This window comes from Sedimentibacter sp. B4 (assembly GCF_000309315.1).
Classification (GTDB): domain Bacteria; phylum Bacillota; class Clostridia; order Tissierellales; family Sedimentibacteraceae; genus Sedimentibacter; species Sedimentibacter saalensis.
The window spans coordinates 43,126-67,614 of sequence record NZ_CANG01000034.1; the positions used below are offsets into that span (position 1 = coordinate 43,126).

Consider the following 24,489-nt stretch of genomic DNA (forward strand, 5'->3'; position numbering starts at 1 on the left):
TTATTTCTCCAGATCATTTAAGATTGTATTAACTAAATTTTCAATATTATATATCTCTGACTGCTTGTATACATTTAACCCGTTATTTTCTACTGTTTTTGTTGTTATAGGACCAATTGATATTATTCTAGAATTTCTAATATTTTCAAGAGTTTCACTGTCAATTAATTTAATAAAATTTTCAACAGTAGAAGAACTTGTAAATGTTATATAATCAATTTTATTTTTTAACATTTCTTTTTCATGTTCTCCGATAGTTCCAATAACAGTGTCATATATAAAAACTTCTACTGTTTCGCAAATTTCTGATAGCTTATCCTTTAAGAACGATCTCGATTTTAATGCTCTTGGCATTAAAATTTTATCAGAATGTTTAATAAAATCTTTTATTTCTTCAAACAATGTTTCAGCAACAAAGCTGCTTGGCACAAAGTCAGCCTTTATACCATATTCCATAAGCTTAGCAGCTGTACCGTCTCCTATGGCAAGTATTTTTATATTCCCAAGGCTTCTTACATCTTTTATTTTAAGTAGATTGTCCATAAATATTTTTACCGCATTAGTGCTTGTAAAAATAATATGGGAGTATTTTTGTAAGTTATTTATTTCTTTAGATAATAATTCTATATTGATTTCTTTTATTTCTATTGCGGGAACCTCAATAACATTTGCCCCATGGTCCTTAAGTGCGCTCACCAATGAACTTGCCTGAGCTCTTGCTCTTGTTACAACTATATTTTTTCCAAATAGAGATTTATTTTCAAAAAAATTAAGTCTGCTCCTTAATTTAACAACATCACCTATTACAATTAAACTTGGACTTTTTATATTTTTACCTTCAATATCTTTTAATATATTTTCTAAAGAAGAGGCTACAACCACCTGGTCCGGATATCCTCCATGGCTTATTACCGCACATGGAGTATCAGGACTTTTCTCATTTTTCATAAAACCACTTACTATGTTTGATAAGTTTTCAAGTCCCATGTAAAATACTACTGTACCGTTCAGCTTGGACAGAGCATAAAAGTCCAAATAATCCTGCGTTTTTTTGTGACCTGTTATTAAGTGCAAAGATGAGCTGTAATCCCTGTGTGTTATTGGTATCCCTGAAAAACATAAACCTGCAATTCCCGATGTTATACCTGGTACAACCTCAAACTCTATTCCCATTTCTACAAGGTATTCAGCTTCTTCCCCACCTCTTCCAAAAACATAAGGGTCTCCCCCTTTAAGTCTTGCTACTGTTTTTCCTTCTAAGGCCTTTTTAACCATTATTTCATTAGTTTCATCCTGGGTTAAATAATGATTTGCAGATTCTTTACCGGCATATATGAATTCCTTTGACGTATCGTTTAAATTTATTAATCCAATGTTTAATAGTTTGTCATAAACAATAACATCTGCCTGTTCTAAAACTTTTTTGCCTTTTATTGTTATATATTCTTCACTGCCAATACCTGCACCAACCAAATAAACCTTTCCATTTTCTTTCATTCTTCGGTTATCCTTTCTGAACTTAATTCATGGCTTTTTTCAATCAATTCTTCGGCTAACATGATGCCAAGATTTTCTGCCTGAGATATTGGAGCAGTACCTTTTGTCGTTAACAAGAACCTGCCGTTTTCATCACCGTACATTGCATACAAAGTCATGGATTCATCATTAATTTCTGTATATGCACCCATGGGAAATTCACAGCCAACTCCCAATTTTTTTAAGAATGCTCTTTCTGCCTTTGCTCTAATTGAAGTTTCATAATGTTCAATGGTTTTTAGTATGTTTTTTATTTCTTCATCTTCTTCTCTTATTTGAAGAGCTAAAATTCCTTGGCAAGGGGATGGTATAAACAACTTTGGATCCAAGTAACAGCTTATCCTGCTTTCATAGTTTGCTCTTTTTAATCCTGCTGCTGCAAGCATTACACCATCAAGATTTTCTGTTTCGATTTTGTTCATTCTGCTTTCAATGTTTCCTCTGATACTTTTAACTTCTATATTTTTAATGAATTTTTTAAGCTGGACGTCCCTTCTTACGCTTCCTGTTCCAATTAAGCATCCTTCTAAGTCCGATAAAGAGTTAATAATTTTATTTGAAACTATAACATCCCTGGGATCTTCTCCTTTGGGCACTGAACCAAATGTAAGACCTTTTGTATGCCTAGACGGCATGTCTTTCATTGAATGAACGGCTAAGTCAATCTCTTTATTAAGCAATGCAGTTTCTATTTCCTTTGAAAATATTCCGTTATCGTTAAATTTATGAAGAGGTACATTTAGTATTATATCTCCCTTGGTCTTTATTACTTTTATTTCAAATTCCAAGTGAGGGTTATTTTCTTTCAGTTCTTTAATTACTAAGTTTGTCTGAATTAAAGCTAAATTGCTGCCTCTTGTTCCCACTTTTATTTTCATTTAGTTCTCCTGACTGACTGAATCCTCAATATCATTTAAAAATATTTTCAAATCCGAGTTATTTTTACATATTAATGAATCCATGGTAGATTTTATATTTCCAATATTTAATCCTTCGTTATTTTTCATTTTTAACTGCTCTCTTATTTCGCACAGCAAGCTTATTTTTTCTGTGAATTCTTCATTAAGGATTTTACCAGTCTCATTTAATATTAGTTTTGCAGCTGTCGGGCTTTTGCCCTGTGTATTTACCGATACTGTTATATTATCTTTATGTAAAATTGCCGAAGTAATAAAATCTGATTTCTCACTATTGTCAGCAACCATGACCAAGGATTTTTTATCTTTAAAATATTTGCAGATTTCAATGTTCAACTCATGATTGTCAGTACAGATAAAAACCATGTGATAATCATCTGATAATTCAAAGTTTTCAATGTTTTCTTTTATTAGAATAATATTTCTATTGATATTATTCAGATCTTCAACTTCCTTTAAAAACTTTTCTGAAACAACGTCTATATGAGCCTCAGTCTTTGCAAGGTCTTTCAGCTTTAAATATGAGACGTTTCCTCCGCCCACAACTAGTATTTTTTTATTTAATGTATCAATACATATAGGATAATAGCGCATTAAAATCCAAAAAGTTCATTGAGCACTTTTACATACTCATTTAGCTTTTTTTCCTCCCTTGTATCTTTTAGTGTTATAACTGCTTCTCTCATAAGTCTTTTAAGCGATGATTCTATCATTTTATCAATTATTTTTTTATCTTTTACACTTAAATTTGTCTTTCGGTAAATGTATGAAACAGTGTCTTCTTTTATATTGCTGCATTTTATATACATTGATTCTAATACCTTGTCTGCTTTTAAACTGCTTTTCCATATGTTAAATTCATCAATGCATTCGTCAATAAAACTTAAGTTTTCATTTAAAAGAGTTTCTCTCATAATTTTATTTTCTTCAGATTCTGTTTTTAACGAGTCCACATCATACAATAAAATGTTTGGAATGTTTTTTATATTTTCATCAATATCCCTTGGCATTGCTAAATCAAGAATATATAAAGATTTACCTCTATTCTTTTTCATGTCCTCTTCTTTTATGATTACATGAGGGGATGAGGTTGCACTTATGATAATGTCTACTTCATTGATTATATTTTTCAAATTTTCGTATTCCACTACTTCTACGTCTTTAAATTTTTCCCATATTTCTATGGACTTGCACTTGTTTCTGTTGCAGATGAATATTTGACCAGTCTTGTTCTCTCTTAGGTGAGTTAAAGCCAGAATACCCATTTTTCCAATCCCAATAACAAGAATTTTTTTATTTGACAAATCCTTGATATTCTCCCTAAGTTTTTTTACGCCAATATAACTAATTGATAGTGGATTTTCAGATATCTTTGCTTTTGTTTTAATTTTTTTTGCAGTAGTAATTGCCTCTCTAAATAATTTATTTAATATTTTACTGCTGCCATTTAACGCCATTGCCGTAGTCAAAGCTTCTTTAACCTGTCCAAGTATTTGATCTTCACCTATTACAATTGAATCAAACCCGGCACATACCTGAAAAATATGTTTAACAGCTTCATCATTAATTTTTGAAAAAATATATTCATCAATCGTTTTATCGTTAAAAAAAGATATGTAAAATTCTTTAACAATATGAACAGCCCTTTCTATATTGTCTGATACTACATATATTTCACTTCTGTTGCAAGTTGACAAAATAATTATTTCATCAATATTTTTATCTAATAATATAGTAGTTGCTTCAATCTTTTTAGCTTCAGTAAAAAAAACTTTTTCTCTTATTTTAATAGGTGATAAATTATGATTAAATCCTATTACCGCTACTTCCATGCTCACCTCTTTTTCTCATAACCTCTTTTGGTAATGATTTTATTATTTTCAATATTAGTTGAATTGTTTCTAAAATCAACTGGAAATCCTTTAATTCTGGTTTATAGTTATTACTGGCAAACAACTAGCAATATCTCCTGATTATAATTCAGACAATAAAAAAACTTCCGAAGTTTTCGGAAGTTTAAATAAACATAATAATTTACAATAACAATTTTAATTATTATATGATAATCCTCCCGAAAATCTATAAATAAGTATTATGGCAGGTCTCCTGACTTTCGGTTCAACTAATATTCACCTTCCCATGCATACGCACAGTGGCATTGAAAATTATCACCTTTCACAGTAGCGGGGGCTGTAACAGCTTTTACTGTTTTCCCTATTAAAACTTATGTTACCACAACACAAATATTCAATTTGCCTAAATTATATATTAAGATCTTTATATTGTCAACAAATATAATCCCACTCTAGATAAAGAGCAAACTATAGTTTCTTAGAGTGTGCATAAAAAAAACAATCTCATTTTATAAGATTGCTTTTTCAATATATTGGTACGGATGACAGGACTTGAACCTGCATGGAGTTACCCACACGGACCTGAACCGTGCGCGTCTGCCAATTCCGCCACATCCGCATATCGCTTAATTATATTAACACAAGGAGTTTAGATTTGCAACATTTTTTTTGCTAAGTTCTAAACTTTTACTGATTTGCAACAAAATTTATAAAGTTGTTAACAAGTGTAAGGTTTTAAAAGAATTTTATTCACAGACTTGCCAGTGTGTTAACAATTTACTTGAATTAAATAACAAAGCCCCATAGGGCTTTGTCGATTACAAATTTTAAGTTATTCCATTATATAAACTTCGTACTTGCCTGTAAGTTCAGCTTTTTTATCCATGTATACTTTCTCTTGCTTTTCTACAAAGAAACCTTCTTTAACTTCCTGATAAACTTCTTCAAATTCTGAATTTCTTGCAGGTATGTGTTCTGTAAGTTTAATTATGTGGTATCCAAACTGTGTCTTAACAGGTTCGCTTATTTCTCCAACCTGCATTGAGAATGCAGCATCTTCAAATTCTTTTACCATTTGTCCTCTTCCGAACTGTCCCAGAGCACCACCATTTTGTTTTGAAGGGCAGCTTGAAAATTTCTCTGCAGCTTCTTCAAATTTCAAGCCATCTGTTATGTCTTCAAGAATTTCATTGGCCTGTTCTTCAGTTTCAACAAGTATGTGGCTTGCTGCAACCATTTCTTCAGTCTTGAACATTGATTTGTGTTTTTCGTAGTAATCTTTAAGTTCTTTATCTGAAACTGTAATGCTGTTAAACATTTTTCTTAAGGAATACTGCTGCAGCATGGACTTTTTCATGTTTTCCATAACAGCTAAAAATTCTTCATCCTTGTCAAAGTTCTTTTCAACAGCATCAGAATACATCAGTTCATGCATAACAAGTTCATCAATTAACTTTGCTCTTCCTTCAGCACCTTGGAAATATGCCGCATTTTGTCCTAAATTACCCATAAGGGCTTTAAGGTCAGATTCCTTTATTTCTCTGCCGTCAACAACAGCCAAAACTTTATTTTCCATTTTATCTCCTATGATTTATTATTTAATAATTGGTTTATGGAGTACGCAGTCTCATTCACAAATATATTTGGAACTCGTTGCGGTTGGACTAACGCAATAAATAAGAGGGTTTACACCCTCTTCAGCTAATTGACATACCCTATTTTGCAAACTGTAGGGTCGGATCTTGTATCCGCCCGCGGGAGGACACGAGGTCCTCCCCTACATGTTTAATTGACTTTGTCATCAACTGAGAGGTTTACACCCTCTTTTTATACTTTATTCTTCTTCTTCCATGAATTCCAATAAGTTTGACAATTCAGCTATGCATTTGTCTTCATCAGAACCTTTAGTAATGATAATAAGTTCATCACCTTTCATAGCTCCTAAAGCCATTATGCTAATAATGCTTTTTCCATTAGCTTCCTGGATTCCTTTTTTAATAATAATCTCACTGTCAAAATTTCTAGCTTTCTTCACAAATATAGCTGCCGGTCTAGCATGCAGTCCTATCTTATTTTTTAATATTACTTTTTGTGATCTCATCTTCTACACCTCTTTTCTCATGCTTCATTAAATCTTCAGCAATTTCCTCAATTTTTCTTAATCTATGATTCACACCTGATTTTCCAAGGGGTGGATTTAGCATTTCTCCAAGTTCCTTTAAGCTTGCATTGCTGTGTTTCAGTCTTAAGTATGCAAGTTCACGCAAATGGTCGGGAAGATTATCAATAGCTTTGTGCTTTTTCAAAATCTTAATGCTGTTAATCTGCCTCATGGATGTGTCTACTATCTTATCAAGATTAGCAGTTTCACAGTTTATTACCCTGTTGATTTGGTTGCGTGTTTCTTTTACTGCTCTTACATTTTCAAAGTCAAGCACTGCCTTGTTAGCGCCCATGAGCGCCAGAAGATCTGAAATTTGTTCGCTTTCCTTTATGTAAGTTACATAGTTGTTTTTCCTGTAAATTACTTTTGCACCTATGTCGTAGCTTTCAAGAAGACTGCAAATCCCCTTGCTTTGTTCTTCCCTGCTGCTGACAAACTCAGCATGATAGGATTTTTCAGGGTCGCTTATGGAACCGCATCCCATGAAAGAACCTTTTATGTAAGCTCTTCTGCACAGGTCATTTTTAATCAATTCTTCAGGAACGCCGTAGTCAAATGCCATTATGTTGAAGTCTTCCTTGTCGGCGATCCTTGTGTCCAGTAAAAACTTTCTGGCTAGCTTATTTTCAATATTTATGATGTAATTATTATGTTTTTTAAGCCTGTTGGTTTTTTCCACGCTTACCTGAGTGGAAATTCCGTACGCAATCTTAAGAAGCTTGAAAATTCTTCTTGCTACCGCAGCATTTTCTGTTGAAAATTCCACTTCGATCTTGTTAAAACCCTTAAAGCTAATATAACCCATTGTTCTCACTAAAGCTGAGATTTCTGCCTGTGCTGCTATGTCGCTGTTTATTTCTGTTCTTGACAGCTCATCCTTAATTTTAGAAGAAAAAGTCATATTATCACCTTATTTGTAGCAATGAAATTTTATATCTTCAACAGCTTTTTTAATAATTTTTCTTTCATCGTCGTATCTTGCAATTATCAATGATCTCTCAAAAGGAAGGTATTTAGCTTCTACAAATCCTTCATTTTTCTGTGCGGTGCAATTCATGTTCCGTGCCATCATCAAATACCAGTGAACTTCTTTATTTATATGAACCCTGTCCATGTAGCTGGTTCTGTTAAATTCATAATTGATTTTTCCAAGATATTTAATGGTGGTAACTTTTGCCCTGGTTTCCTCAAATACCTCGCGCAAGGCAGTTTCCTTAAGCGTCTCATTTTCTTCAACTCTTCCTTTAGGAAGCACCCAATCTCCGTTAAATTTCTTTAACATCAATATGCTGTTTTTGAAAAAAACAATCCCCCCAGCACTTACTTCTTCAATCATATATGCCTCACCTTTATAATATTGTAGATTATATAATAACACAATATTTTAAAAAATCAAACATATATTTACAGTGTACAATAAAAACGGATATATTTCAACTAATTTTGTGATAAAATATTTACAAATAGAAAAATTTTAATCTTCCTGTTTTTCAGGTCTTTCTCCGTAATACTGATAGAAATCTACTCTTACATCCCCGTTGAAAAGCTTCCTTTTTCTGTCTGCTTTTCTGCCGAAATCTTTTTCAAAGCTTTCAATCGATGTAATGAAATAACTGGACCAGGTCTTGTCTCTGCCGAAAACTTTTCCAAGATGCTCGTGTATCTTTTTAATTTCAGATATATCACCAATTCTTTCTCCGTAAGGAGGATTTGTAATCAATATGCCATATGGACACATTGGTTCTTTTATGTGCATTACATCTTTTACAAAGAACTCTATGCAGTCATCAACTCCGGCTTCAGCAGCATTTTCCTGTGCAATTTTAATGGCCTTGGCACTTATGTCTGATGCATAAATTTTAATTTCAGAATCAAGGTCTATATTTTTTCTTGCTTCAATCTTTGCGTTTTTCCAGTATTCTTCTTTGACAGCAGGCCAGTTTTGAGATGCAAAGCTCCTGTTTAAACCCGGAGCTATATTTCTCCCAATCATTGCAGCTTCAATTGCAATTGTTCCTGACCCGCACATGGGGTCATAAAGGATGCGGTCTTTTTTCCAGTAGCTTAAACTTACCAAAGCTGCAGCCATTGTTTCCTTAAGAGGAGCTTCCATTGATCTTTCTCTGTAGCCTCTCTTGAACAATCCTTCCCTTGCTCCGGTTGTATCAATTGAAACAGTTGCAACATCCTTATGGATTGATATGAGAATTGTGTATTCAGCACCTGTTTCAGGCATCCACTCAACATCATATTCTTCACACAGCTTTTTTGACACTGCTTTTTTTACGAGGGCCTGGCAGTCAGGAACGCTGTACAGCTTTGATTTCACTGATTTTCCCTTGACAGTGAACCTTCCGTCTTTTGAAATCCACTTTTCCCATGGAAGTTCATAAGTTTTATCAAAGAGCTCTTCAAAGCTTAATGCTTCGAACTGCCCCATAACAAGCATAACCCTGTCAGCACACCTTAAATTGATATTTGCTCTGGGTATGTCTTTTGCTTCTGCGTCAAAGTACATCCAGCCGTTGTCTGTAACAACATTTTCATAGCCAAGGTCATTCAGTTCTCTTTTTACAACTGCCTCCAGACCGAAGGCGCTGATTGCCGCTAATTTTATTTTATCCATATTTTCCTTTCTTAACAATCAATTGTTCAATCAATTGATATGCAGTATTTATCCATTTTGTAATAAAGCGTGGCTCTTGGTATCTTAAGATTTTTTGCTGCTAGAGCCTTGTTGTTCTTAGACTCTTCCAGCGTTTTTTGTATAATTCTTTTTTCTATTTTTTCAAGATATTCTTCAAGTCCCGTGTCGCTGTTTACAATTTCATCTATATTTATAATTTTGTTTATTTCGTCTACTTTTATTCTCTGAAGCTCATATGGAAGGAATTCTTTTTCTATTTTGTCTTTTCCGCTTTGAGATGCTATGACAACCGACCTTTGAATTACGTTTCTCAGCTCTCTCACATTTCCTCCCCAGCTGTACTGGTTAAATATGTCGAAAACCTCATCAGGGATTTCTACAATGCTTATTCCCTGCTCCATGCAGAATTCCTGCAGAAACATGTTTGCAAGAAGTGCTATGTCTCCTTTTCGATCCCTCAGCGGCGGTATGTTTATCTGAAACACATCAAGCCTGTAGTACAAATCCATTCTGAATTTGTCCTGAGCAATGAGTTCTCTTATATCCTTGTTTGTTGCAGAAATTATCCTTACGTCGATTTTCTTTTGTTTGTTGGAGCCTATTCTTGTTACTACTCCGTCTTCAAGAATCCTCAAAAGCTTTGGCTGAAGTTCAAGGGGCATGTCGGCAATCTCATCAAGAAAGAGTGTTCCTCCCTCGGCTTCCTCAAACTTTCCCATTTTCCCTTCGTTTTTTGCTCCTGTAAATGCTCCTGCTTCATACCCGAAAATTTCGCTTTCAAACAATTCCCTTGGAATTGCGCTGCAGTTAATTGGAATAAATTTTCCCTTTCTGCCGCTTTCATAATGAATTGCTTTTGCAAACAACTCTTTTCCAGTTCCGCTTTCCCCTTTGAGAAGAATGTTCAGGGGAGATTTAGCAATGTTTCTGCACAGGTTAATAATCTGTATGAAATTTGAACTGTTGCTTATTATTTTTGAAAAATAAGCTTCACCGGAGGAAGCCATTTTGGAATATTCTTTTTCGAGCTGCAAAAGATTTGTCTGAGTCTTGTTCAGTAAATCACTGAGCTTTACAATTTCAGTGATGTCTCTGTCTCTTGCTAGTCCTCCTATTAGGTTACCAAGTTTGTCGTAAAGGGGAACTGCACTGGAAATAACATAGCTGTTTTCCCTGGGACTGTTGTATATGTTGTAAAAGGATGTCTTCCTTTCAAGCACTCTCGGAAGTATGGCATTAGGAAAAAAGGCTCTTATGTCTTTGTCGATAATATCCTTCCTTTCAACTGCAAAATACTGTTCTGCTGTTGAATTAAAAAATATTACTGTTCCGTCCTTGTCAACAACAGTAATAGAATCTGGTATGTTATCCAATATGTATTCAAATAATCCTCTATCATGCTTGTTGAAGCTCTTTTCGCCCACCATGTACCCCCTACTCTAATTAAGAATTAAGAGTGAAGAATGAAAAATGTAATGTTGGAATTGTGCAATGCACAATTCCTTCTATTAATTCTTAATTCTTCATTCTTCATTCTTAATTGCATTGAAATATTTTTCTATAAATAAGTCGTTTAAGTTCCAGAATTTTTTAAATTTTTCATATTCTACCTGGGACTTTTCAGTGTCTTTATTTGACTTTACTGCTCTTATTAAAATGTTTTTTGGAGTGTGTTCCATGGCTATGAATTCCATGAGCTGTACTTTGTAGCCTTTTGTTTCCAAAAACAAGCTCCTCAATGAATCCGTAACCAATGATGATACCCTTTCCTTAATCAAACCATGCTTAAGCATGGGCTCTAAATTTATGTTTTCAATCTTATCATAAAATTCGTGCTGACAGCATGGAACAGATAAAATTATGTCTGTGTTCCACATGATTGCTTTAACTAAGGCCGCATCTGTTGCATTGTCGCAGGCATGCAGAGTGACAATCATATCCACCTTTTCCTTGTATTCAAAGTTCTTTATGTCTCCGTGCAAAAATTCCAAATGCTCATAATTTAAACTTTTTGCTGTCTGGTTGCAAAACTCTATTACATCCTTTTTTAAATCAAGGCCGATTATTTTCACTTTAATGTTTTTTATAAAATAAAAGTAATAATACAGTGCAAATGTAAGATATGCCTTACCGCATCCGAAATCAATTATCATGAAATCATCCTGGAGTTTTTTGTCCTTTAAGGAATCATCCACAATCTCCAGAAATTTGTTTATTTGTTTAAATTTATCGTACTTCTTGGCATACACATCGCCTTCGGGGTTCATTACGCCCAGATGGCACAAGAAATCACAGGGTTCATGTTCCTTGATGATGTATTGTTTCTTTTTGTTGTGTTCATCAATTTTTAGTTTTTTGCTCGCTTCTTTTTCCGTAACCTTAACCATTCCTTTTTTGCTGACCATTAGCTGAAAATCTGAATCTTCCGTGAATATATTTATGTTCCTGTAATCATGTACTATCATGTTCACTATTCTTTCAGCAGCATCCTCGTAGGAGCAGTTTTCATGGAAAGCCTGCTTGTCGGTAAATTTTTCAAACTGTATGAAGTTTTCTCCCTTTAGGGAAACAATCCTGGCTGTTATTTTTATGTAGGGGTTTTCAGACTTGTTTCTTGGAGTTGTAAACACAGCGTAAATAAACTTATTTTGCTTTAAACTGTTTGTAACTATTTCATGTATGTTCAATATAACACCCTCCATATTAATGAAGAATGAAGAGTGAAGAATGAAAAATTAATAGATGGATTTGTGCTTGAGCACAAATCCTTCCATAATTCTTAATTCTTAATTCTTAATTCTTAATTGTTATCTATTTGTAGCTGCTTTTCAGTGACACAATGCGGTTGAAGACAAGATGGTTGTCATTTGAGTCCTGGTCTATGATGAAATAACCATGTCTTAAGAACTGGAATCTTTCACCCACATTCTTTTCCTTCATTGAAGGTTCAACCTTGCAGTTTTTCAGTACTACTTTAGAATTTGGATTAAGTTTTTCAAGGAAATTGGTTTTATCATAATCCTGATCTTCCATCATGTAGTCGTAAAGTCTCACTTCAGCATCCTGGCAGTGTCGTGCAGAAACCCAGTGCAGCGTTCCCTTAACTTTTCTTCCTGTGAATCCTGAACCGCTTCTTGTTTCAGGGTCATATGTGCAGTGAACTTCTGTCACATTTCCATTTTCATCCTTTACAAAATCCTCGCATCGGACAAAATAAGCATTTCTAAGTCTTACTTCATTTCCCGGGAAAAGTCTGAAATATTTCTTCGGAGGAACTTCCATGAAATCTTCTCTTTCAATGTAAATTTCTCTGCAGAAAGGTACCATTCTTGTTCCCATTTCTTCATTGTCCGGATTGTTTTCAGTTTCCATGTATTCTACCTGGTCCTCAGGATAGTTTGTTATAATTAGTTTTATAGGATCCAATACAGCCATTGTTCTTTCAGCCTTCAGACTCAAATCATCTCTGACTGCATGCTCGAGCATTGCAATATCAACGACACTTTGTGCCTTGGAAACTCCTATTGCTTCACAGAAATTGTTGATTGCTTCAGAAGTGTAGCCTCTTCTTCTTAAGGCTGCAACAGTTGGCATACGTGGATCATCCCATCCGTCAACATATCCTTCTTCAACCATTTTCTTAAGGTATCTTTTGCCCATCATTGTCTTTGTAAGAAATAATTTTGCAAATTCTATCTGTTTTGTTGGGGCAGTTTTGAAATCTTCCAGATTGCCTAAAAGCCAATCATAGAAAGGTCTGTGGTCTTCAAATTCCAGCGTGCATATTGAATGAGTGATTCCTTCTATTGCATCTTCTATTGGATGAGCATAGTCATACATTGGATAAATGCACCATTTGTCTCCTGTGTTGTGATGAGATTCATGAAGTATTCTGTATATTACAGGATCGCGCATGTTTATGTTAGGACTTGCCATATCGATTTTGGCTCTTAACACCTTAGCTCCGTTTTCAAATTCACCGTTTTTCATTTTTTCGAAAAGTTCAAGGTTTTCTTCAATGGACCTGTTTCTCCATGGGCTTTCCTTTCCCGGTTCAGTAAGAGTTCCTCTGTATTCCCTTATTTCATCTGCAGAAAGGTCGTCAACGAATGCCAAAGATTTTTTAATCAGCTCCACTGCGTATTCGTACATTTTTTCAAAATAATTTGAAGCAAAGAATATTCTTTCATCCCAGTCGGGACAAAGCCACTTAACATCTTTTATTATGGATTCAACAAAAGAATCATCTTCCTTTGTAGGATTCGTATCATCAAACCTTAGATTGAATATACCATTATTTTTCTTTGCCAGTCCATAGTTCAGGCATATGGATTTAGCATGGCCCACATGAAGGTAGCCATTTGGTTCCGGAGGAAATCTCGTCTGCACCCTGTTGCCGTAAGTTCCTTTAGCCAGGTCTTCATTGATTATTTTTTGAATAAAGTTAACCGATTCCCTGTTTTCTGAATTATTTTCGATTTCGCTCATTTAATTCCTCCTTGAATAATTTATATTATCAATATTTTATTTGTAATTTAAAAGTAATTCATATTATCTTTCAACCGGACAGACTCCTGCCACAATAACTTCACTTTATTATACTTAATGAAGCTCTTTATTTCAAGTTAATTATTCCAATATATTTATTATATCCCATAATTGAATAAATAGTTATTGCAAAGAGAAATTTGAAACTAAAAAAAAGGAACTACGCGTTCCTCAGATTATTGCAAATTAATTTCAACAAACCGAAGGGGCGGATCTTGTGTCCGTCCCGTATTTATAAATTAATAATTTTGTTATTTGCGGGAGAACAGTAGTCCTCCTTTACAAAACGGCAATCGATTTTGTCGTAAAAAAATAAGGAACTGCAAGCAGTTCCTTACAATTAATTCTTAATTATAGTCGTAGAAGCCCTTACCTGTTTTTCTTCCAAGCAAGTTAGCTCTTACCATTTTACGCAGAAGTGTGTGAGGTCTGTACTTAGGATCTCCAAATTCATTGTACAACACTTCCATTATTGCAAGGCAAACATCAAGGCCGATTAAATCTCCTAGTTCTAATGGTCCCATAGGATGATTTGCACCAAGTTTCATGGCTGTGTCTATTTCTTCTTTTGTTGCAACTCCATCTGCCAGTATGCCGATTCCTTCATTGATCATTGGAACAAGAATTCTGTTTACAACAAATCCAGGAGCTTCTTCAACGCTTACAGGAGTTTTTCCAATAGCCTGTGATAAAGCGTAAATAGCTTCATGAACTTCTTCGTCTGTAAGTTTTCCTTTGATTATTTCAACAAGTTTCATCATTGGAACAGGATTAAAGAAGTGCATTCCTATAATCTTTCCAGGTCTTTTAGATTTTGATGCAATTTCAGTTATTGACAATGAAGATGTGTTTGTTGAAAGTATTGCGTCTTCTTTTGCAACTGCTTCTATTTCAGCAAATATTGCATGTTTTGTTTCCATGTCTTCAGCAATTGCTTCGATGAACAAGTCAGCATCGCTGCATCCTTCATATGTAACAGATTTTGTAATGTTGCTGAGGATTTCATCCATCTTAGATTGTTCCATTTTTCCCTTTGAAACAAGTTTTGACAGACCTTTTCCTATTGTTTCTTCCAATGTATCAAAAGTTCTTCCAGCTCTTCCTTTTACAACAACAGGATATCCTGCCTGTGCAAATGTCTGCACAATTCCTTTTGCCATTGTTCCAGTTCCAACAACACAAATTTTCTTAATTTCCATCTTTTCCTCCTATTTTTGGACCATGTCCTTTTTTTGCCTAGAATCATTATAACACTCTGCTTTTTTTTTATCAAGATACTATTTTGATAATATTTTAACATTTTATTTTTGATTATAAATCGTTCAAATGTCAATAATATTATTGCTGTATATGCAAGATAAAGAAATTATACAAAGTTCTATGGAGAGTGCACATGATAAAAAAAATTGTAATGTCTGCGATGAGACTGTTGAACAAAACAATAGAGGACAATATATTTGCCCTCAGCGCCCAGTTTTCTTACTTCATAATTCTCGGAATTTTTCCGTTTTTAATATTTGCTATATCACTTCTATGCAGCTACAGCGAATATATTTATTACTTGCTTGACACACTTAATTCTTTCATGCCTGAGGATGTATATAAAATAGTGTACAACATAGTAAGTTATGCCATAAACAGCTGCAGCAAATCATATTTGTCTCTTAGCATGCTGGTTTTATTGTGGTCTGCAACATCAGGAAGCGCTACAGTCATCAGCGGAATAAACAAAGCATACGGCTTTACTGCCAAAAGACATTTCCTATTTTTAAGACTTGAAGGAATTATTTTTGCTGTGGCAATAATGATATCCATGCAGGTAATTTTTGCCCTGGTGGTAGCAGGAAGGCCAATTCTAATATACCTTGAAGAATTAACAATTTATAAGGATCTAAACTATTTGCTCATACATACTCTGCGTTACGCGATTCCCTTTGTGCTGCTGTTTTTATTGTTTTCCGCAGCCTACAAATTTCTGCCATATGAAAAAGTTGATTTTTCATTTGTGTTCCCAGGTGCATTGTTTGCAGCAATTTCTATGATTACAGGCTCATACTTTTATTCTCACTATGTGAGCACGAGGTTTATGTATTATAACTCCATTTACGGAAATCTTTCAGGAGTGTTTGTTTTCATAATATGGATTTATATATTGTCCATAATTTTCCTAATGGGAGCAGAAGTCAATTACCTGGTTTCAAAAAATAAAAAATGCAAATAGACTATCGATAAACCCACGACGCTGTCATCCTGAACGATAGTGAAGGATCTCATCTTTATTGAAAACATGAGATTCCTCGGGTTACGCCCTCAGAATGACACCGATGTAGCTATTTTTCTGCTCTGAATATAAAGTATCCTGATTTTTTTTCTGCTGTTTCACAGTTTCCGAAGAGGCTTTCAAGCTTTTCCTTTGTGCTTGGAGCTCCTTGTTTTTTTTGAATTACTACATACAGGTGTCCGCCTTTGTTCAAATGCTCGTAGGCTCCTTCATAAAAGGAAAATACGACATCCTTTCCTGCACGAATTGGCGGATTAGTTACAATCATATCAAAATTTTCATTTATATTTTCAAAGGCTGAAGAGCTTAATGTTTTGACCCTTGTTTTTACCTTGTTTTCCTCTGCATTCATTTTTGCTAGTTCAAGTGCCCTCTCGTTTACATCAGACATTGTAACATTGGCATTTTCAATGAGTTTTGCAAGCATCACTCCAATTGGTCCATATCCGCAACCTAAGTCAAGAATATTTCCTTTAAAATTTGCGTTTTCCTTTATAACGGTTTCAACAAGTAACATTGAGCCGAAGTCAACTCCATTTTTTGAAAAAACGCTGTTGCTGGTATAAAAATAAAATTTATCTTTTCCTAAATTCCAGTCAAATTTATAAATTTCCTTTTGAGTTGTGGGGTTTTTGGTAAAGTATTGTTCCATAATTCCTCCAGATTAATTGATAACTTATTATATATTATTTTTACCAATATTCAAATAATAATTAATATCTAAATTTTTATAAAATGAAATAAATGTGCAATTTGAAGAAGACTACATTTCTCAAATTTTAACGTTGGTCATATATACGGGAGGACACGAGGTCCTCCCCTACATTTCGTGATATCAAAACAACGCCAAATGTCAAATTTACTAGTTCGTAGGGGCGGATCTTGTGTCCGCCAGTGTTATTATTTCAACACTACATTGCTGCATAAAAAAATGTGAAGACTTACGTCTTCACATTTTTTCATCCAACCGGGAGTCACTGGGATGAGTCCCTGATTTGCTAAAAGCTGCATTGAACGACGAATAAATTGTTCGCCCAAGGGTCTTTTAAGGATTGTTTTTGTTCTTTTAAACTGCCTTTACGCAGTTTGATTTTAAATCAGCTAAAAATTGTTTTTCAACTGTGTCATAAACTTCATATTCTTTTTCTTTGCTTTCAAATGTTGGTACATACAATTCTTTTGCATTTTCTTCTGCAGTAAATTTGTACTCTTTTGCATTTAGCATTTCTGCTATTTTTCCGAACATTTCTTTGTTTGTCATTCCTGTGAGCATCTTTACTGCTTCTGTTACATTTCTTACAGTTGTATCTGCGCTTGTTATTGTTCCGATGCTTTCTGCAAGACTGCAAAGAGGAAGAACATAATCAGCACATACTGTTGTTTCATTTTCAAATATATCGAATGCTGCAACAAATTTCAAATTATTTACAGCTTCTTTAAGCTCTGGGCAATTTCCAACCACATCTTCGCCTATTACTATAAGGCCTTTTACAGTTCCCTCAAGAATGGCTTTTTTAAGTTCTTCACCTGATGTTCTGAAACCTAAATCCCAAGCTCCCTGGCTGTTGGATTTTGCTTTTAATACTATCAGTCCTCTGTGAGGTTTGTCTGCATTGCCTGTTACCAGTACAATATCAGCCAGTACTTTAAGTGCTTCATTTTGAACAGTGTTTGAATCTGCAATTATAATCGGTTTTTTAGCCTTTTTGAAAAGTTCTGCAATTTTTTCTGCTGATGGTGTAACATCAACATTTTCCAGTGAACTTATAAGCTGTTCTCCGTTAGCATAGCCTTTTACAGTTTCTGCTTTTACTGCACCTTTTTCTATTAGTGACTTCAAAATCCCTGCAAAGAACTCTTCGTAGCTGTCTAGTTCTGCTTTGTCAGCCCATTGGTCTGCCTTTGTTGCTTTTGTTGAGACAGAAACAACCTTCACTTGATTTGAAAGTCTTCTCAGTTTCATTCCTGTTGCAGGATGATGCTCATAAAGTTGTCCTGCAGCTATTATCAAATCTGCTGAATCAAGTTCCGCAAATGTTATAGTTGATTTATTCTGTCCAAGAACTGTTTCAATTCCTGGTTCAGCATCTACGGTAAATGAACCTGTAAGATTTGTATTAAGTTCCTCTGCAGTTGCTTTTACAAGCATCAGTTCTTCATTTGTAATCTTAGGTGATACTGCAAAAGCTATCGCTCCTTCGCCGTACATGTTTTGTATGCTTCTCAGACGTTTTGCAGTTTCAAACAACGCAGTTTCAAGTGTAGTTTTTTCCTGTGCTCCCTTGACTTTAGCAAGAGGAGAAAGAAGTCTGTCCTTTGAATTGATGTGCTCAATTCCGAACTTACCTTTTCCGCACATTGGAATTTCATTGTGTCTTGGACTTGATGCTTTATAAACAACATTGTCCTTGTGTTCGTAAACAATATCGCATCCTACTGAGCAGTAGCTGCATACTGACTGGGTTGCAGCAAGATCAAGCGGAATTTCCTTAATGTTTTCTCTTCTGTCAAGCCAAGCGCCTGTTGGACATACATCAATACATCTTCCGCATGAAATACATTCAGTTACTTTTAATTTTTGCTCGAAAGCTGGAGATACAAATGTCTCACTTCCTCTTTCAACAAATCCAAGAGCAGAAGCTCCAACAACTTCCTGACATGTTCTTACGCAAAGTCCGCAAAGAACGCATTTGTCAACATTCTGGGAAATGTATGGATGATCTGTTTCCTTGAACTTTTTGTCTTTTAGAGCATGATATTTCTCAGTGTCAATTTCAAACTTTTTAATATAGTCAACAAGCTGGCATTCGAAGTAATCTTTGCAGCCGCATTCCAGACATCTTGAACCTTCTCTTACAGCTTCTTCTTCTGTCATTGTAGGAAGAATTGGCTGGAAGTTGTGTTTTCTTATTTCAGCTTCAACTGTTCTGTGAGCTGTTCTTGGAACTTTTTCCTGGTCCTTGAAGTCTTCTGCTTTAACTTCAGTGTAAACCAATGGAATATCCTTGTAAGGAATTATTACTCCGTCCAGGTAGCTATTAATAACTTTTGCTGCCTGCTGTCCCTGAGCAATTGCATCAATTGCTATTTTAGGGCCTGTTGCAGCGTCTCCGCCGGCAAATACTCCCCTTAAGTTAGTTTCAAATGTTTCTTCGTTTATAGCAATATTTTTCTTTTTGCCCTGTCCAACGTTTATGTTGCCGCAGTCAACTTCCTGACCAATGGCAGCAATTATTGTGTCTGCTTCGAATGTTACAAACTCTCCTGTAGGCATTGGTTTTTGTCTGCCAGAAGCATCCTTTTCACCAAGAACCATCTTTTCACATTTAAGTCCGGTAACTTTATCATCGCCTTCTACAAGAGCAGGAGCTGACAGGAATGAGAATATTACTCCTTCTTCCTTTGCTTCTTCGATTTCAATTTTTTCTGCAGGCATTTCATCTTCTGTTCTTCTGTAAACAACTCTCACTTCTTCTGCTCCAAGACGAATGCTTGTTCTTGCAACGTCCATGGCAGTGTTTCCGCCGCCTACAACTATAACTTTCTTGCCTATTTTAACCGGGTTATTTTCTGCTACTTTTATAAGGAAATCAATTCCTCCGAGAACTCCGACTTTATTTTCTCCTTCGCATCTCATCGGTGAGCTTTTCCATGCTCCTATTCCTAAGAATACCGCATCATATTTGTTCTGAAGATAATCAAGAGTCATATCTTCGCCGATTTTTACGCCGTAGTTTATCTTTGCTCCCATTTCTTCTATTACTGACACTTCTGCATCAACAACATTTTTTGGAAGTCTGTATTCAGGAATACCATAGCGAAGCATTCCGCCCGGCAAGTCCTTTGCTTCAAATATTTCAACTTCATGTCCGTCACGAAGCAGGAAGTATGCAGCTGACAGTCCTGCAGGACCTGCACCTACTACTGCAACCTTTTTACCTGTTGATTCTTTTAAACTTGGGATATAAACATCGCCTGAGTTCAAATCATAATCTGCTGCAAAAGTCTTGATGCATGCTATTGAAACAGGTTCTTCAACATGCTGTCTTCTGCACGCCTTTTCGCATGGGTGTGGACATACTCTTCCTATACTTGCAGGAAGAGGAAGTTTTTCTTTTATCAACATCAGTGATTCCTTGTACTGTTTGTTTGCTACCAAACCAACATATCCCTGAACATCTGTGTGAGCAGGACAGTTTAAAGTACATGGGGCCTTGCAGTCTCCGATGTGTTCAGAAACAAGCAGGTTTAAAGCCGTGTTTCTTGCTTCCTCTACTTTTTTTGTGTTAGTCTTGATGACCAATCCGTTTGTTACAGGTGTGGCACAAGCTCTTGCAAGCTTAGGCTGTCCCTCTATTTCAACAACGCACAGTCCGCATCCTGCATATACTTCAAGATTTTCATCAAAACACAGATGAGGAATTTCTATATTATTTTCTAAAGCTGCCTGCAGCACGTTCTTGCCTTGTTCAGCCGTTATTTCTTGTCCATTAATGTTAAGTTTTACTAAAGCCACGTCCAAATCCTCCCTCTTAGTTTTTTTCAACAGCGCCGAATCTGCAAACGCTGAAGCAATTGCCACATTTTATACACAATTCCTGACTTATCACATGAGGATTCTTGACAGTTCCTTCAATTGCATTCACAGGACACTTTCTAGCGCACAAAGTACATCCGGTACACTTGTCCTTGTTGATTTCAAAAGTCAACAATGGCTTGCAGTGTTTTGCCGGGCATTTCTTATCAACGATGTGTGCAATATATTCATCCCTGAAATATTTCAAAGTTGAAAGTACCGGGTTTGGAGCAGTTTGTCCAAGACCGCAGAGTGAACCGTCTTTCACGCTTGTTGCCAGAGTTTCAAGTTCTTCAAGGTCTTCCATTGTTCCGTTGCCTTGAGTTATTTTTTCAAGAATTCCAAGCATTCTCTTTGTGCCGACTCTGCAAGGTGTGCATTTTCCGCATGATTCGTCAACTGTAAATTCCAGGAAGAATCTTGCTATGTCAACCATGCAGTTGTCTTCATCCATAACAATCATACCGCCTGAACCCATCATTGAGCCTGCAGCCGTAAGATTTTCATAGTCTATAGGAATGTCCAGGTGGTCCTTTGTAAGACATCCGCCGGAAGGTCCGCCTGTCTGAACAGCCTTGAATGCCTTGCCGTTTGGACATCCTCCTCCGATATCATATATAACTTCACGAAGTGTAGTTCCCATAGGAACTTCCACAAGTCCTGTGTTTGTTATTTTGCCACCTAATGCAAATACTTTTGTTCCTGAAGATTTTGCAGTGCCAAAACTCTTGAACCATTCAGCACCGTGGTACAGAATCTGCGGAATGTTTGCCAGTGTTTCCACGTTGTTAATAACTGTAGGTTTTCCCCAAAGTCCTTTGTTTGCAGGGAATGGAGGTTTTATTCTTGACATTCCTCTTTTTCCTTCAATTGACTGCATGAGGGCTGTTTCCTCGCCGCATACGAATGCGCCGGCTCCAAGTCTTGTTTCGATGTCAAAGTCAAAACCTGAATTAAAAATATTCTTTCCGAGAAGTCCAAGCTCCCTCGCCTGATCAATGGCAATGTGAAGTCTTTGAACTGCAACAGGATATTCAGCTCTTACATATATGAAGCCTTTTGTAGCTCCAATTGCATAACCTGCAATTGCCATTGCTTCAAGAACAGCATGAGGGTCTCCTTCAAGAACGCTTCTGTCCATGAATGCACCCGGGTCTCCTTCGTCAGCGTTGCATATAATATATTTTTGATCAGCCTTATTAGGTGCAGCAAAGCTCCACTTCATTCCAGTAGGGAAGCCTGCTCCGCCTCTTCCTCTAAGGCCTGCATCTTTCATAACTTTTATAACATCATCGGGAGTCATTTCAGTAAGAACTTTTCCCAATGCCATGTAACCGTCAGTTGCAATGTATTCGTAAATGTTTTCAGGATTGATAATGCCGCAGTTTCTTAAGGCAACTCTTTTTTGTTTTTTGTAGAATTGAACGTCCATGAGGGAAGTGTGCTCTTCTTCATCTTTTGATTCTTTGCTCTTAACTTCAGCAGAACCAATTGTATATTCTTCAACAACATTGCCGTTTAAAATATGCTCTTCGAATATTTTCATGGCTTTTTCAGAATTAACGTGAATATAAGTTACTTTTTCTTTTCCAGGAACATATACTTCAACTATTGGCTCATAGGTGCACATTCCGATACATCCGGTCTGAACAACCTGTACATTTTTCATGTTTCTTTTTTCAGCTTCTTCTGCCAATGTTTTCAAAACAGGTTTAGCGCCTGCTGAAATTCCGCATGTAGCCAATCCAACAACAACTCTTATAGCATTGTCAACATCTTTCATTTCTAAATTTGTAACAGATTCTTCTCTGATTTCTTTCAAATTATCTAATGTTTTCAAGCCTACACCTCCTAATTACTGTATTTTTTCAATATTTCAGGAACACTTTTTGCTTCCATTTTCGGATAAACATCTTCGTCAATAATCATAACGGGAGCCAAACCACAGCATCCCAGGCATCTGGTAGCTTCCAGGGTAAACATTTTGTCATCGGTTGTTGCTCCAACCTTAATATTTAACTCCTCTGAAAGTTTGTCCATTATTTCCTGAGAACCTTTTACATAACAAGCCGTTCCAAGACAGACACCTATTCTGTGCTTTCCTTTTTCTTCTACAGTAAATTGAGTATAGAATGTTACAACACCGTATATGTCAGCCAATGGTATATTTGTTTCATCAGATATAAACTGCTGAACTTCCAAAGGCAAATATCCAAATATGTCCTGGGCCTTTTGCAAAGTCTGCATTAATATACCTTGTGAATTTTTTACTGTATCTATATACTGTTTCAGTTCTTCAAACTCACTTTTTCTTGCTTCTACAAATTCATTCTGCAATTCAGTTACCTCCATATTATTATAATTAACACACAAACACGTTTATATTATAGCTTCGAGTATATCAAAAGTCAACCTAATAGCTCGTAATTTGTCAAATTAAAAACATGCAAACGTTACATATTTTGGAATCAACATATCAAGCTAAAATAAAATCCTCTTTTATCACAAAGAGAATTTTATGTATTTTTTTACAACATTAGAATTTATTATAAAATGTTTTATATGCTTTATATGTCATGTACACATCAGTCTTGGAAACTATTTCAAAGGGAGCATGCATGCTCAGGACAGGAACTCCCAAATCTACAACATCCATGTTGTAATTTGCCATTATGTAGGCAATTGTTCCTCCGCCTCCCTGATCAACTTTTCCAAGTTCTGCGCTTTGCCATGCAACACCGCTTTCATTGAAAACTTTTCTTAATTTTCCTATGTATTCTGCATTGGCATCATTTGCACCGGATTTTCCTCTGCTTCCTGTATACTTAATCAATGCAACGCCCTGGCCCATAACCGCAGAATTCTGAATTTCTGAAACCTGAGGATATGTTGGATCAAGTCCTGCTGCAACGTCAGAGGAAAGCATGGAGCTGTTAGCCATGGCTTTTTTCAGAGTTCGCTCGCTGTAATTTCCATTGTCCTCCAGAGCTATCATTTCAGCCACCATATTGCTGAAGAACAAAGAATGCATTCCGGTGTTTCCGTTGCTTCCTACCTCTTCCTTATCTGCAAAAACAGCCACAGCTGTTTTTTCTGGGTTTTGAACTTCAAGAATGGCTTTAAGAGAAGTATATGCACACACTCTGTCATCATGACCGTATGCCATTATCATTCCTCTGTCTATTCCCACGTCCCTAGATTTTCCTGCAGGCACTATTTCAAGTTCAGCTGTCTGAAAGTCTTCTTCAATCATCCCATATTTTTCATTTAAAATTTTTAAAACATTAAGCTTGAACTTTTTCTCGTCATCTTTGCCTTCTGCTGGAAGACTTCCTATTATTACATTCAGACTTTCGCCTTCAATAGCTTCTGAAAGTTTTTTATCGTTTTGATCCTTTGCCAGATGCGGAAGCAAATCTGTAATATAAAAAACCGGGTCATTATCATCGTCGCCTATGGCCACTTCAATAATATCTCCATTTTCCTTCACAACAGTTCCGTAAAGAGCAAGAGGTATAGCTACCCACTGATATTTTCTTATTCCGCCGTAATAATGAGTTTTAAGAAGAGAAACACCATGCTTTTCATAAAGTGGATTTGGTTTTATGTCGATGCGCGGGGAATCAACGTGGCTTCCCACAATGTTCATTCCTTTTTCAAGTTTTTCCTTGCCTGCTACTGCAAGAACTGCATCCTTACCCTTGTTTACATAGTAATACTTTGTTCCTGCCTTTATTTCCTGCAGCTCTTCGATGTTCACAAAACCTTCTTTTTCAGCTCTTCTTATTATTTCTTTGATTGAAAGTCTTTCCGTCTTAGATGCATCTATGAATTTTTTGTAGTCATCACCTAAATTAAAGACATCGTTTTTTTCGTCGTCGCTTATTTTATCCCAAATAAAGTGTTTCTTGTAAAATAGTTTACTGTTTGTTTCCATATTATCTCCTTGTATAATGGAACTATATTA

At 35.7% G+C, this 24,489-nt stretch carries 19 protein-coding genes, 1 tRNA gene and 1 riboswitch; of the genes, 1 reads left to right on the top strand and 19 read right to left on the bottom strand.

The genetic code is table 11. From position 1 onward, the window contains the following. The 14 genes from cobA to BN358_RS06275 all read right to left on the bottom strand — a co-directional run bounded on the left by cobA (nt 1) and on the right by BN358_RS06275 (nt 14,864). Nucleotides 1-1,497: a uroporphyrinogen-III C-methyltransferase gene (cobA, locus tag BN358_RS06210; protein WP_019228353.1), complete on the bottom strand. Its 1,497-nt coding sequence runs from the start codon at nt 1,495-1,497 to the stop codon at nt 1-3. Next, nucleotides 1,494-2,414: a hydroxymethylbilane synthase gene (gene hemC, locus BN358_RS06215; protein WP_019228354.1), complete on the bottom strand. Its 921-nt coding sequence runs from the start codon at nt 2,412-2,414 to the stop codon at nt 1,494-1,496. Before hemC ends, cobA begins: the two co-directional genes overlap by 4 nt. Further along, nucleotides 2,415-3,047, bottom strand: coding sequence for a bifunctional precorrin-2 dehydrogenase/sirohydrochlorin ferrochelatase (locus BN358_RS06220; protein ID WP_019228355.1), 633 nt, complete (start codon nt 3,045-3,047; stop codon nt 2,415-2,417). After that, nucleotides 3,047-4,285 carry a glutamyl-tRNA reductase gene (gene hemA, locus BN358_RS06225; RefSeq protein WP_019228356.1) on the bottom strand — a complete coding sequence of 413 codons (1,239 nt, stop codon included), beginning with the start codon at nt 4,283-4,285 and terminating at the stop codon, nt 3,047-3,049. Before hemA ends, BN358_RS06220 begins: the two co-directional genes overlap by 1 nt. 246 nt (nt 4,286-4,531) lie before the next feature. Beyond that, nucleotides 4,532-4,705, bottom strand: a riboswitch (cobalamin riboswitch). Between the two features lie 135 nt (nt 4,706-4,840). Further along, nucleotides 4,841-4,925, bottom strand: a tRNA-Leu gene (locus tag BN358_RS06230). Between the two features lie 213 nt (nt 4,926-5,138). After that, a complete protein-coding gene (locus BN358_RS06235) occupies nt 5,139-5,882 on the bottom strand; it encodes a peptidylprolyl isomerase (RefSeq protein ID WP_019228358.1) in 744 nt (247 codons plus the stop codon). A 258-nt stretch (nt 5,883-6,140) separates the two neighbouring features. After that, complete coding sequence (locus tag BN358_RS06240; protein WP_019228359.1) at nt 6,141-6,407, bottom strand: HPr family phosphocarrier protein; 267 nt, start codon at nt 6,405-6,407, stop codon at nt 6,141-6,143. Further along, entirely contained in the window at nt 6,376-7,371 is a 996-nt protein-coding gene (whiA, locus tag BN358_RS06245; RefSeq protein WP_019228360.1) for a DNA-binding protein WhiA, read from the bottom strand. Before whiA ends, BN358_RS06240 begins: the two co-directional genes overlap by 32 nt. A gap of 9 nt (nt 7,372-7,380) precedes the next feature. After that, entirely contained in the window at nt 7,381-7,806 is a 426-nt protein-coding gene (locus BN358_RS06250; protein WP_019228361.1) for an NUDIX hydrolase, read from the bottom strand. Nucleotides 7,807-7,944: 138 nt separating this feature from the next. Beyond that, a complete protein-coding gene (locus tag BN358_RS06255; protein ID WP_019228362.1) occupies nt 7,945-9,096 on the bottom strand; it encodes a class I SAM-dependent RNA methyltransferase in 1,152 nt (383 codons plus the stop codon). 26 nt (nt 9,097-9,122) lie between these two features. Next, nucleotides 9,123-10,544 (bottom strand): sigma-54-dependent Fis family transcriptional regulator, encoded by a 1,422-nt coding sequence (locus BN358_RS06260; protein ID WP_019228363.1) that lies wholly within the window; start codon nt 10,542-10,544, stop codon nt 9,123-9,125. A gap of 96 nt (nt 10,545-10,640) precedes the next feature. After that, on the bottom strand, nt 10,641-11,804 hold the full coding sequence (locus BN358_RS06265; RefSeq protein WP_019228364.1) for an SAM-dependent methyltransferase: 1,164 nt from the start codon (nt 11,802-11,804) through the stop codon (nt 10,641-10,643). Nucleotides 11,805-11,928: 124 nt separating this feature from the next. After that, nucleotides 11,929-13,605 (bottom strand): glutamine--tRNA ligase/YqeY domain fusion protein, encoded by a 1,677-nt coding sequence (locus BN358_RS06270; protein WP_019228365.1) that lies wholly within the window; start codon nt 13,603-13,605, stop codon nt 11,929-11,931. Between the two features lie 407 nt (nt 13,606-14,012). Beyond that, on the bottom strand, nt 14,013-14,864 hold the full coding sequence (locus BN358_RS06275) for a 3-hydroxybutyryl-CoA dehydrogenase (RefSeq protein WP_019228366.1): 852 nt from the start codon (nt 14,862-14,864) through the stop codon (nt 14,013-14,015). A 194-nt stretch (nt 14,865-15,058) separates the two neighbouring features. On the opposite strand from BN358_RS06275, the gene BN358_RS06280 reads away from it, so the two are divergent. Continuing rightward, the gene (locus BN358_RS06280) at nt 15,059-15,886 is read left to right on the top strand and encodes a YihY/virulence factor BrkB family protein (RefSeq protein ID WP_019228367.1); all 828 of its coding nucleotides are present in this window, start codon (nt 15,059-15,061) and stop codon (nt 15,884-15,886) included. Nucleotides 15,887-15,995: 109 nt separating this feature from the next. Here the strand turns inward: BN358_RS06280 and BN358_RS06285 are convergent, their stop codons facing one another. The 5 genes from BN358_RS06285 to BN358_RS06305 all read right to left on the bottom strand — a co-directional run bounded on the left by BN358_RS06285 (nt 15,996) and on the right by BN358_RS06305 (nt 24,459). Then, nucleotides 15,996-16,598, bottom strand: a complete 603-nt coding sequence (locus tag BN358_RS06285; protein ID WP_019228368.1) for a class I SAM-dependent methyltransferase — start codon at nt 16,596-16,598, stop codon at nt 15,996-15,998. 414 nt (nt 16,599-17,012) lie between these two features. Continuing rightward, the gene (locus tag BN358_RS06290) at nt 17,013-20,462 is read right to left on the bottom strand and encodes an FAD-dependent oxidoreductase (RefSeq protein WP_019228369.1); all 3,450 of its coding nucleotides are present in this window, start codon (nt 20,460-20,462) and stop codon (nt 17,013-17,015) included. A gap of 16 nt (nt 20,463-20,478) precedes the next feature. Then, on the bottom strand, nt 20,479-22,305 hold the full coding sequence (nuoF, locus tag BN358_RS06295; protein ID WP_083851524.1) for an NADH-quinone oxidoreductase subunit NuoF: 1,827 nt from the start codon (nt 22,303-22,305) through the stop codon (nt 20,479-20,481). Between the two features lie 68 nt (nt 22,306-22,373). Beyond that, complete coding sequence (locus BN358_RS06300; RefSeq protein WP_019228371.1) at nt 22,374-22,859, bottom strand: NAD(P)H-dependent oxidoreductase subunit E; 486 nt, start codon at nt 22,857-22,859, stop codon at nt 22,374-22,376. 199 nt (nt 22,860-23,058) lie between these two features. Further along, nucleotides 23,059-24,459 carry an aminopeptidase gene (locus BN358_RS06305; protein ID WP_019228372.1) on the bottom strand — a complete coding sequence of 467 codons (1,401 nt, stop codon included), beginning with the start codon at nt 24,457-24,459 and terminating at the stop codon, nt 23,059-23,061. Between the last annotated feature and the right edge of the window lie 30 nt (nt 24,460-24,489).

Excerpts from the sequence above, each read along its gene's own strand:
- cobA (WP_019228353.1), bottom strand. The coding sequence starts at position 1,497 with ATGAAAGAAAATGGAAAGGTTTATTTGGTTGGTGCAGGTATTGGCAGT.
- hemC (WP_019228354.1), bottom strand. The coding sequence starts at position 2,414 with ATGAAAATAAAAGTGGGAACAAGAGGCAGCAATTTAGCTTTAATTCAG.
- BN358_RS06220 (WP_019228355.1), bottom strand. The coding sequence starts at position 3,047 with ATGCGCTATTATCCTATATGTATTGATACATTAAATAAAAAAATACTA.
- hemA (WP_019228356.1), bottom strand. The coding sequence starts at position 4,285 with ATGGAAGTAGCGGTAATAGGATTTAATCATAATTTATCACCTATTAAA.
- BN358_RS06235 (WP_019228358.1), bottom strand. The coding sequence starts at position 5,882 with ATGGAAAATAAAGTTTTGGCTGTTGTTGACGGCAGAGAAATAAAGGAA.
- BN358_RS06240 (WP_019228359.1), bottom strand. The coding sequence starts at position 6,407 with ATGAGATCACAAAAAGTAATATTAAAAAATAAGATAGGACTGCATGCT.
- whiA (WP_019228360.1), bottom strand. The coding sequence starts at position 7,371 with ATGACTTTTTCTTCTAAAATTAAGGATGAGCTGTCAAGAACAGAAATA.
- BN358_RS06250 (WP_019228361.1), bottom strand. The coding sequence starts at position 7,806 with ATGATTGAAGAAGTAAGTGCTGGGGGGATTGTTTTTTTCAAAAACAGC.
- BN358_RS06255 (WP_019228362.1), bottom strand. The coding sequence starts at position 9,096 with ATGGATAAAATAAAATTAGCGGCAATCAGCGCCTTCGGTCTGGAGGCA.
- BN358_RS06260 (WP_019228363.1), bottom strand. The coding sequence starts at position 10,544 with ATGGTGGGCGAAAAGAGCTTCAACAAGCATGATAGAGGATTATTTGAA.
- BN358_RS06270 (WP_019228365.1), bottom strand. The coding sequence starts at position 13,605 with ATGAGCGAAATCGAAAATAATTCAGAAAACAGGGAATCGGTTAACTTT.
- BN358_RS06275 (WP_019228366.1), bottom strand. The coding sequence starts at position 14,864 with ATGGAAATTAAGAAAATTTGTGTTGTTGGAACTGGAACAATGGCAAAA.
- BN358_RS06280 (WP_019228367.1), top strand. The coding sequence starts at position 15,059 with ATGATAAAAAAAATTGTAATGTCTGCGATGAGACTGTTGAACAAAACA.
- BN358_RS06285 (WP_019228368.1), bottom strand. The coding sequence starts at position 16,598 with ATGGAACAATACTTTACCAAAAACCCCACAACTCAAAAGGAAATTTAT.
- nuoF (WP_083851524.1), bottom strand. The coding sequence starts at position 22,305 with ATGAAAGATGTTGACAATGCTATAAGAGTTGTTGTTGGATTGGCTACA.
- BN358_RS06305 (WP_019228372.1), bottom strand. The coding sequence starts at position 24,459 with ATGGAAACAAACAGTAAACTATTTTACAAGAAACACTTTATTTGGGAT.